Genomic DNA, 10,220 nt, shown 5'->3' on the forward strand with positions numbered 1-10,220 from the left:
TTGATGAATTATATGCTATTATTGGGATGGTAGATGAGTTAAAAGAACGTCCGCAAGTTGCGATTCGTGTCAATATGGATACAGGTATTATTCCGCAATGGGATCGCTTTGGATTTAATTATGAAAACGGAGAAGCTTGGAATGCCATCAATAGACTATTATCAAGCGGGAAAATAGATTTAATAGGGTTGCACATTCATATTGGAACCTATATTACTATGTCGAAAGCCTATGCAACGGCTGTTGAAAAACTAGCCGCATTGGCAAACAAAACCTACGATCGTTTTCAAACAAGTATTGGTTATATTGATGTTGGTGGAGGTTTTGCCTCACAAAACACCTTGCAAGGAGCGTATATGCCAGCAACGGATACCACCCCTAGTTTTGATGATTATGCACACGCCATTACAACAGCAATGACAGCGGTAGATTTTCCAAATAATGAAACACCAATGCTAATTTTAGAAACAGGTAGAGCCCTGATTGATGATGCAGGTTGGCTAGCAGGTACCGTTTTAGCAAATAAACGTTTGGCAGACGGACGCAGATCTATGGTGATAGATGCCGGTGTAAATTTAATGTTTACCGCTTTTTGGTACGACCACGAAATTTATCCAGTGCACGAATCGAGTTTTCAAAGTGAACCAACTACTATTTATGGTCCTTTATGTATGAATATTGATGTAATTCGAAAAAATATTGATTTTCCAATGCTGAATAAAGGCGATCATTTTGTGGTAAAACGCGTTGGAGCCTATACCATGACTCAATGGATGCAGTTTATTACATATCGACCAAATATTGTTTTGATTGATGAGCAAGGTAGCGTACATTTGGTTAGAAAAGCAGAAGATAAAGAAGTGTTTAGAAGACAAGAGTTGGTGCCTGAACACCTTCAAATTAAATAAAAAAAGAGTCATAAAATGTATAAAACGTCATAAAGAGGGAGGCGCAAGTAAAGTTAACTGAAGCTTAGGAATTCAAATATAAGATTGCTTCGTGGCTCTTTCTCTCTATGGCATTTTTGAAATGATATTGTTATTTCTGCTCATCTTTGAATTTATACAAAATTATGTTATGAAGTAGTAGTTATGTTGAACGAAATGAAAGAAAACCTAGTGAAAAAAAGCCTATATTTTGGAGAAGCTGTACTCACAAGCTACTCTCAAATTTTTTTTACTGAAAATAAGGTATTGGCAAGTATCTTACTTATTGTAAGTTTTATAGATTGGTGGGTAGGTTTAAGCGGTTTAATTGCGGTGTTAACCGCTATATCCTTAGCTCAAGCTTTCTCATATTCAGAAGTTATTACAAAAAAAGGATTATTTAGTTTTAACGCGTTGTTGGTTGGCTTAGGGATAGGAACTTATTTTTTACCTGGCATAGAAGTATTCTTACTCATTATTGTTGGTGGGGCGATTGCATTTTTTAGTACTGTAGTTTTAATGGGTGTTTTTGCAAAATACGGATTGCCCTTTTTAAGTATTCCATTTTTATTGGCGATGTGGCTTTTATTATTGGCCTTTCCTTCGTTTTCAGCCATTACTATTAATACAGAAAGCTTATATACATCTAATATGTTTTTTAAGTTAGGCGGTAATTGGTTGGTCGCTCTTATAGATGGTTTACAGAACCTATTTGTGGATACGGGATTCGACACCTATTTTTTATCGTTGGGTGCCATTTTTTTTCAATTTAATATATTGGCAGGAGTTTTAATTTCAATTGGACTTTTACTGCACTCTAGGGTCAATTTTTTATTATCACTTATAGGCTTTTTTGTTGCTTATTGGTTGTATTCATTTTTAGGGATGTACACGGGATCGTTAAACTATACGTATTATGGTTTTAATTTTATTCTATCAGCAATTGCTATTGGTGGCTATTTTTTAATTCCCTCACGACAATCGTTTATATGGAGTTTATTGTTAATTCCTGTATTAGTAGTAACAACCATTGGATCGGATAAGCTTTTTATATATTTTGAATTATCAGCATTTTCTTTGCCTTTTAATATGATTATGATTGGTGTTTTATACGCATTAAAAATACGATATGATCAAACGAAATCACCAATTCTAACCGCAATTCAGCAAAAAAACCCAGAGACAAATGCGTATATTTATGATAGTTTACCCGCAAAACAATATGCAGCTTTTTTAACTTCTATTCGGTTACCTTTTATGGGAAAATGGACGGTTAATCAAGGGCATGAAGGCATACATACACACAAAGATTTTTTTAAATATGCGTGGGATTTCATAATTAAAGACCCATCGACTAACAAAGAATTTAAAGGAAATGGATACGTAACAAGCGATTATTACTGTTTTGATAAACCAGTAATTGCTCCAGCAGCCGGAACTGTCGTTGCTATTGAAAATAGTATTGAAGACAATGAAATAGGAGTTACTAATTCAATTCATAATTGGGGAAATACAGTAGTCATTCAACACGAGAATTATTTGTATTCAAAAATGAGTCATTTAAAAAAAGGTTCTGTTGTAGTTCGTTTAGGAGAGGTAGTTGCAGAAGGACAATTACTGGGTACCTGTGGTAACTCGGGCAGATCTCCATACCCACATTTACATTTTCAGCTACAATCTACACCGGAAATTGGTGCTCCGACAATTTTTTGGCCCTTGTCTGAGTATTTAATTGGAGATGATATTAATGTTGGTTTTATTCAAAAAGGAATTCCTACCGAACAAGAAACCCTATCAAATATTTCGGTTTCTTCAATATTACAAGCTGGTTTCAAATGGAATCATGGTGATGAATTTGAATTAAGTAAAACCAACGAAGATGGTGTGGTAACCTCATTTCCTATTCGGAATGAAATTGATATATACAATCAATCGTTTTTGTATTGTTTAACAACCAAGGCTAAACTGTATTACGAGCATAATGGAAAAACATTTTCGACAGTAAATTATTTAGGTTCAAAAAAGAGTGCCTTATTTTATTTTTATAAAAGCTTTTACAAGGTGGTTTTAAGTGAATATAGCGACTTAAAGGTAACTTCAAAATTTCCAGTGCACCAGTTATATCGTTTTCCTTTACTAACAATCCAGGATTTTTTAGTGCCTTTTGGATTGTTTTTAAAAGGTAACTTTAGCTTAACCTATAAAGCTCCTGAGCAACTATTTAACAACTCAAAAGTAACCTTACTATCAACTATTACAGGAAATAATGGACAACAGTTCTATACTTCAACTTCCGAAGTGCATAAAAATAGAAAAATTGTTATTGAATGTAAAACAGCAAAGGCATCAAAAATTATCATCACATGGGAAAACAAGTTATTACTATAGTTTTGTTGTGGTTGGTCACCACAGTAAACGCGCAAAAAGCTCCATTGTCATTTAAGCAGGTTGATAGCACAACTTATGCGTTGTACTTAAAACAAGATTGGAAATCTATTATTGAACTAGGAAAAAAAGCGCGCACTGAAGGAATCGATTTTTATTATTTGAAAGTACGGATGGGAATTGCTTATTTTAAAGAACATAAAATGTTACATGCTATTCAATTTTTAGAGGAAGCCAATGCTATAGACTCCTATGATGTAGTAGTGCAAGAATATTTATATTATGCGTATATCTACAGTGGATTGGTTTTAGAAAGTCGGTTATTTTATGAAAAAATGAACAAAAGGCTGAAAGATGCCATTAACTTAGACTTACCTTTTGTAACCGATTTAAGTTTTAATGTATTGGCAACAAATAATTTAGACTATAACGAACTGTTAGTTTCTAATTCTGATGCTGAAAGTGGCGACATTCGGTTTATACCTAAAAATTACCAAATTTTTTCGTTGGCTATGAGTCACCCTTTATCAAAAAGAGTTAATTTACATCATCAACTTTCTGTAATGCCAACAAATTCAGTACAACAAGAAAATAGTTCAGGTAGTTTAGACAACCAAACCTACAAAGGCAGTGAGTCGAGGTATTACGTTGATATTACAATATCATTAGGAAATAGATGGTATTTAGATACTTATTTACACTTTATTTCTGGAAAATTTGACAATTTAAATGGAGAAGATACGACGATATCTGTTGGCAATGGGTCACAAATATTAACGACATCTTCAAGTGCTACTTTAAAATATAATGATGTTGTTTTTGGCGGCGCAATTTCAAAAGCATCTTATTTTATTCGAAATAGTATCAACCTATCTGTTTCTAATATCAATGGGTTGAACCAATTTCAAGCAGGCTATTCGATGGAATTTTATCCATTAGGGAGCACACTCGTAGTACCTTTTGGTGCTATTCAGTACCAAAATCAGGATCCAGATTCCAATGTAATTTTTACAGGAGGATTGTCAGTAACTTCAGGCAACATGCTAATTACAGGGTTTGGTACAGTAGGAAATATAAATAACTTTGTTGCAAATAAGGGAGCAATTATATACAATCAGCCAGCGAAAGCTTTAAATGAATTTGGAGCTACCTTGCAGTATTTTAATAAAAATTCTATCTTTAAAATCGGGTATACTTTTATGGAAATGGAAGCCAATTATACAGATGAAAACTTTGAAATAACATCAAAAACATTCGGATTTAATCAACAAAATATAATAGCAGGAATTACATGGAAATTTTAAAAAAAACAATAGTATTAGGAATGTTATTTTTATCGATGCATTTAACATATGCACAAAGTAACTTTTCTAATTTACAAGAAGCCTTTCGGAAAAGTTATGAGTTAGAAGCTCAGGGAGATTTTAAACTAGCTGCCAATGAAGTAAAGGCATTCTATGTTGCCAATTCATATGAAACCAATCTAAGATTAGGTTGGTTAAATTATATGGCTGGAAATTTTAATGAATCTATTTCTTTTTATCAGAAATCTATTGAATTGATGCCGTATGCTGATGAACCTAAGTTTGGATATATTTTTCCATTATCTGCATTGGGTCGATGGGATGAAGTAATTAGTTTATACAACGCTATTTTAGAAAACTCACCACATAATACAAAAGCCATGTATTATTTAGGAACTATTTACTATAATCGCTCTCAATTTGATAAGGCGATCAAACATTTTAAACTTATTGTTGATCTGTACCCATTTGATTATGATGGTTTATTGATGTATGGCTGGACGAACTTACAACTTGGAAAGAAAAAAGAAGCCATTGTTTTGTTTCAAAAAGTGTTATTAAATAAGCCGAATGATACGTCAGCAATCGAGGGGTTGACACTGGCTTCTAACTAATTTTTAAAAATTAGTTGTTTTCTGTTTTTGAAATAGTTGAATTTTTCGATTGAAAATAGTTGTAAAAAATCAGGTATTTCAGTTTAAAATTGAGTACCTTTATTAGTCTATTTAAAAGGAAATTAACTAAAAACATATACTATTATGGCAAAGAGTCAGGATGCTAAGAAAAACGTTAAAAAAGAGGCACTTAAAACAGCCAAAGAGAAAAAGGCAGCTAAAAGAGATAAGAAGCCTAAATACGATTAATGACTAATTAAAACCTTTATGTAGCGTAAAGGTTTTTTTATGTTTTATTTAATTTGTCTTTTTGTTGTTCTATAATAGATTTTATCCGTTTTAGATGTAATTCTTTTTCAAGTTTCAATTTATTTTTCTTTCTGGCCATTAACTTGGCATGTTTAGCCTTATTTTTCGTGTTTTTTGCTTGTCCTTTTTTAGCCATTATGCCTTGATTTTATTAGTTGAAAACTGCAGGTACTTGAGAAGTGAAATAAAAGATACTAGCGCCCAAACACCTTCTAAAATAATAAAGGGTAAATAATTTAATAATACAGAGGCTAAGCAAGCAATACTAGCTCCAATTAAATTCAAGAGAATGAATAGCAAACTTTTAGTGGTTGTTTTTCCAAATTCATTCAATATATAAGCCAATAAAATAAGAAAAACACCTGCGAAGCCTAACCAATCTGTTGTATTCATAAATTATAGTTCGTTTGAAAATATGGTATAGATATTATTTAATTACTTCCCGATACAGAAATTAGCAAAAATATTCCCCAGCAAATCTTCGGTTGTTACTTCACCTGTTATTTCTCCTAAATGAAAAAGTGCTTGTCTAATATCAATAGCAAACAAGTCAGTGCTTGTATTGGCTTCAATTCCTTTTTGTACTTCTTTAATCGAATTCAATGCATTGTTCAAAGCTTCAAAATGACGAGAATTACTTACAATAGTTTCGTTATTACTCAACGCTCCTTTATTTGCCAAATGGGTGAGGGTAGTAGTAAGTTCATGAATCCCTTCTTTGTGTTTTGCTGATAGGATGATGAGATTTGATAGTTGAGATTTAAGTTCTGAAATTTCAAGCTCATTTAGCAAGTCAGATTTATTAATAATAGTCAATATTTTTTTGGAAGGATATTTTTTTTCTAAATCAGAAACTTTTTCTTGAAGTTTTTCAATTTTTGATGCATCAATTAAGTGCAGTACTAATTGCGCTTTATCAATATTTTCGAATGTTTTTTTAATTCCAATATTTTCAACAAAATCTTCCGTATTTCTAATTCCTGCCGTATCAATAAAACGATAAGCCACACCATCAATATTAATTTCGTCTTCAATGGCATCTCTAGTAGTTCCTTCAATATGACTTACAATTGCTTTTTCTTCGTTGAGTAGTGCATTTAAGAGGGTAGACTTTCCAACATTTGGTTCTCCAACAATTGCCACAGGAATTCCATTTTTTAACACATTTCCAATTGCAAATGAATCAATTAATCGCTTTAGTAGATTGCTTATTTTAGAAATTAAATTTTTAAATTCAGTTCTATCCGCAAATTCAACATCTTCTTCAGCAAAGTCTAACTCTAATTCAATTAAACTTGCAAAGTTTAATAGTTGTTGACGTAAATTTTGTATTTCAGAACTAAATCCTCCTCTCATTTGAGATAAGGCAATTTGGTGCGATGCGGCTGAATTAGAAGCAATCAAATCGGCAACAGCTTCTGCCTGACTTAAATCCATTTTTCCATTTAAAAAAGCGCGTAGTGTAAATTCACCAGCATTGGCATTTCTTACTCCATTTTTAATAAATAATTGTAATATTTCTTGCTGAATATAAACGGAGCCGTGGCAACTTATTTCTACCACATTTTCTCCTGTATACGAGTGTGGATTTTTAAAAACTGATACCAGAACTTCATCAATAATATGGTTATTATCCATAATATTTCCTAAATGAATCGTATGTGATTTTACGGTTGTTAAATCTTTGTTACCTAACTTAGATTGGAAAAATTTATTTACAATTTTAATTGAATCTTCCCCCGATAATCGGATCATAGCGATAGCTCCAACACCTGATGATGTTGCTAGTGCAATAATGGTTTCATTCGTAATCATAGTGCAAAAATACAGTTTATTTAATAAATAACCTGTTTTATAAAATCTTCATAATCTTCATAAAACTGCTCAAATTGAGGCATTGTTTCATTAAAAAATTCATAGGCTGCTTGCCAAGTATCTTTATTGTGAATAGTAAATGTTTCCTGATGTTTTACATAAATACGATGTATAATTTTACCATTTTCTAATTGGTAATTGTCATCAAAAATTGCTTTTGGCAGGTACTCTTCTAATAAAATATTTTTTAAATCTACAATTTGCTCAAACAGTAGCTGGTTTTTAACTCTATCAAAAGATTCAATATCTAAGCAAACCATGGCCTCTTTTTTGTTTGCGACAAATTTAAAGCTGAAATCTTTTATATGGGTATTATAGAGTATCCATTTTCTTGGAAAGGATTTACCAAAACTAGTCCAAAATTGTTTTCTTAGTTGTGCAGATTCTTCTTTACTAAACATTAGCCATGAATAGTTTCTGATGTTCCTAAATTTTTCATTAAATCAGCTTCATAGTTTAACAAGTCATTCCATTTTTGATCTACTTCTTTGCGTTCACCAAATTGACGCGCAAAATTTAAGAATAGCACATAATGATTTGCTTCAGAGACCATTAAATCTCTATAAAACTTTGCTAAATCTTTATCTTGAATATGTTCAGAGAGTAATCTAAATCGTTCACAGCTGCGCGCTTCAATAAGTGCAGCATATAACAAACGGTGCACTAATTGTGTAGTTCTACTGCCCCCTTTTGGGAAAAATTTCACTAAATTATTTACATAAAGATCTTTACGATCTTTGCCTAATTTCACACCTCTTTTTAGCAAGCGCTCATGAACCAATTTAAAATGAGTCATTTCTTCTTTCACTAAAGGAACCATTTCTGAAACGAGTTCAGAATATTCTGGAAAACTCATGATTAATGAATTGGCTGTGGATGCAGCTTTTAATTCGCAATGTGCGTGGTCAATTAAAATCTCATCAATATTTTTTTCTGCAATGTTTACCCAACGAGGATCTGTTGGAAGTTTTAATCCTAACATTATGTGTTAAATTTAAATTTTAGTTCTTCTAAACTTGTTGGAGAACCAACAAGAGTAATGATATCACCTAATCGCATACGTGTATAACCGTGCGATACCAATACTTGTCCTTTGCGCTTTACAGAAAGTACCAACACATCTGCGGGTAATCTTAAATCGCGTAAACGCATTCCATGAATATCTTTATTTCTAATTGCTACATCCATAGAATCTTGATCATCATCCATTCCGAGTAATAAAGAAGCTGCATTAGGTGAACGTACAAAATGATCTAATAAACTTACCATAGCTGTCGCCGGTTCAATAATTAATGCTCCAAGCTTATGAAATTTCTCAAAGTTTTCTCGTTTATTTAAACGAACAATAACATCTTTTATTCCAATATTTTCATAAATTAATTCGGTGATTTTGTAATTATCTTCATCTGAAAGCATCAAAATAATTGCTTCGGTATTTTCTAAACCTAATTTTTTTAAGGACGTATAATTAATGGAAGAAATATGAGTAATATCAATTTCATGATTGTCATTTTCACTTTCTTTATCTGTATTAATAATTTGGGCTTTCCAATTATTCTTTTTAAGCTGATTAGCAAGCGCTAAAGATTGATTTTCAAGTCCAAATATTACAGCATCTCGTTTTACTGTTTGTGTCTTATTTTTAGCGCGTAAATGACTTTCTTTTACAATATTTAAAGACCATTTGAAAAGAGGAGGGCCAATTAATTGGTTTAAGACAATGATAGCAATTACAATGGTTTCAAATTCATGTCCCCAAGTTGGAAATTCCTTAGAAATAATAGTTGCTAAACCCAAAGCAACTCCCGCTTGGGTTAAATAAGGCATCCAAGCAATTAAAGCGAATTTTTTGTTGTCATTTGCTGCATACACTCCAACAACGCCACCAAAAAACATAATAACTAATCTTAAAAGGAAAAGCGCTACAGCAATTCCGAATACACTGATTAATGTTTGAACTGATAAAGAAGCACCCGTTAGGGTAAAAAATACGATGTAGATTATCGGACTTATTTCTTTCAATGTTTGAGAAAATTCAATACGATGTTTACTGTAATTAGTGAGCACAAAACTACCAATAATACATATTAGTAGGGGTTCTAAAATAAATTCGTGATTAAAAAGCTCTAATGATTTAATTTTTATAAAACCAGTAAAAAGATATACTGAATATCCAATTAATATTACTGCAATTCCCTTTAATTGGGTATCAAATTTAGTTAAAAATGGAATTTGTAAAATTTTGCCTAGTAAATAACCGAGAGCAAAAGAAGTAATTAATTCTATAATTAATAGAACAAAAAATAAGACACCCGTTGATTCGTCATTAATTAAAGCTTTTGCAATTGCAAAACAAATGGCAAATAATATGATAACAAGCACATCCTTTACCACCGTAACTCCCATGACTGTTTTTGTAAATGGGCCATTGGCTCTCATTTCATTAATTACAGCAATAGCTGATGAAGGCGACCTCGCAACAAAAATAGTTCCAAATAAAACGGCAACTGCAATTTTGTGGGAAGATGGCATTTCAGCCATGAAAGGAATACTAGTTGCTGCAAAATAAATAACCACTGAGCTAATAATAAAAGTGATAAATAGCTGACTAATAGTCATCCATTTTATACTTTTAACTCTACTTCTTAATTCATTTAAATACAATTCAGATCCTGCTGAGAATGCAATTATAGACAGCGCTATTTCATTTAAAAAGTTTAAACGATCCAATGCGTTTGGACTTATAAAGTTTAACACAGAAGAACCTGCAATGATTCCAGTAATAATTAAACCTGTAATAAGAGGGA

General features: G+C 32.0%; 10 protein-coding genes. 4 read left to right on the plus strand and 6 right to left on the minus strand.

All coding sequences use genetic code 11. From position 1 onward, the window contains the following. From HKP59_RS01305 to HKP59_RS01320, 4 genes are all read left to right on the plus strand, one after another. A partial coding sequence (locus tag HKP59_RS01305; protein ID WP_291802770.1) for a hypothetical protein occupies nt 1-908 on the plus strand: 908 nt, incomplete at its 5' end. Between the two features lie 210 nt (nt 909-1,118). Then, nucleotides 1,119-3,314 (plus strand): urea transporter, encoded by a 2,196-nt coding sequence (locus tag HKP59_RS01310; RefSeq protein ID WP_291802771.1) that lies wholly within the window; start codon nt 1,119-1,121, stop codon nt 3,312-3,314. Then, complete coding sequence (locus tag HKP59_RS01315) at nt 3,290-4,615, plus strand: hypothetical protein (RefSeq protein WP_291802772.1); 1,326 nt, start codon at nt 3,290-3,292, stop codon at nt 4,613-4,615. The genes HKP59_RS01310 and HKP59_RS01315 overlap by 25 nt, the downstream gene beginning before the upstream one ends. After that, entirely contained in the window at nt 4,603-5,229 is a 627-nt protein-coding gene (locus HKP59_RS01320) for a tetratricopeptide repeat protein (RefSeq protein ID WP_291802775.1), read from the plus strand. Before HKP59_RS01315 ends, HKP59_RS01320 begins: the two co-directional genes overlap by 13 nt. Nucleotides 5,230-5,515: 286 nt before the next feature. Here HKP59_RS01320 and HKP59_RS01325 read toward each other — a convergent pair whose 3' ends face one another. From HKP59_RS01325 to HKP59_RS01350, 6 genes are all read right to left on the minus strand, one after another. Next, complete coding sequence (locus HKP59_RS01325; RefSeq protein WP_291802777.1) at nt 5,516-5,674, minus strand: hypothetical protein; 159 nt, start codon at nt 5,672-5,674, stop codon at nt 5,516-5,518. Further along, a complete protein-coding gene (locus tag HKP59_RS01330; RefSeq protein ID WP_291802779.1) occupies nt 5,674-5,931 on the minus strand; it encodes a hypothetical protein in 258 nt (85 codons plus the stop codon). Before HKP59_RS01330 ends, HKP59_RS01325 begins: the two co-directional genes overlap by 1 nt. A gap of 42 nt (nt 5,932-5,973) precedes the next feature. Next, on the minus strand, nt 5,974-7,353 hold the full coding sequence (gene mnmE / locus HKP59_RS01335) for a tRNA uridine-5-carboxymethylaminomethyl(34) synthesis GTPase MnmE (RefSeq protein WP_291802780.1): 1,380 nt from the start codon (nt 7,351-7,353) through the stop codon (nt 5,974-5,976). 20 nt (nt 7,354-7,373) lie between these two features. Next, nucleotides 7,374-7,814: a DUF4268 domain-containing protein gene (locus HKP59_RS01340; protein ID WP_291802782.1), complete on the minus strand. Its 441-nt coding sequence runs from the start codon at nt 7,812-7,814 to the stop codon at nt 7,374-7,376. After that, nucleotides 7,814-8,395, minus strand: a complete 582-nt coding sequence (locus tag HKP59_RS01345) for a tRNA-(ms[2]io[6]A)-hydroxylase (protein WP_291802784.1) — start codon at nt 8,393-8,395, stop codon at nt 7,814-7,816. Before HKP59_RS01345 ends, HKP59_RS01340 begins: the two co-directional genes overlap by 1 nt. Then, nucleotides 8,395-10,220 (minus strand): cation:proton antiporter (locus HKP59_RS01350; RefSeq protein ID WP_291802785.1); only part of this gene is annotated, 1,826 nt, incomplete at its 5' end. The genes HKP59_RS01345 and HKP59_RS01350, both read right to left, overlap by 1 nt.

Origin of the sequence: Lutibacter sp. (assembly GCF_013041805.1) — a bacterium.
In the GTDB taxonomy this organism is placed as follows: domain Bacteria; phylum Bacteroidota; class Bacteroidia; order Flavobacteriales; family Flavobacteriaceae; genus Lutibacter.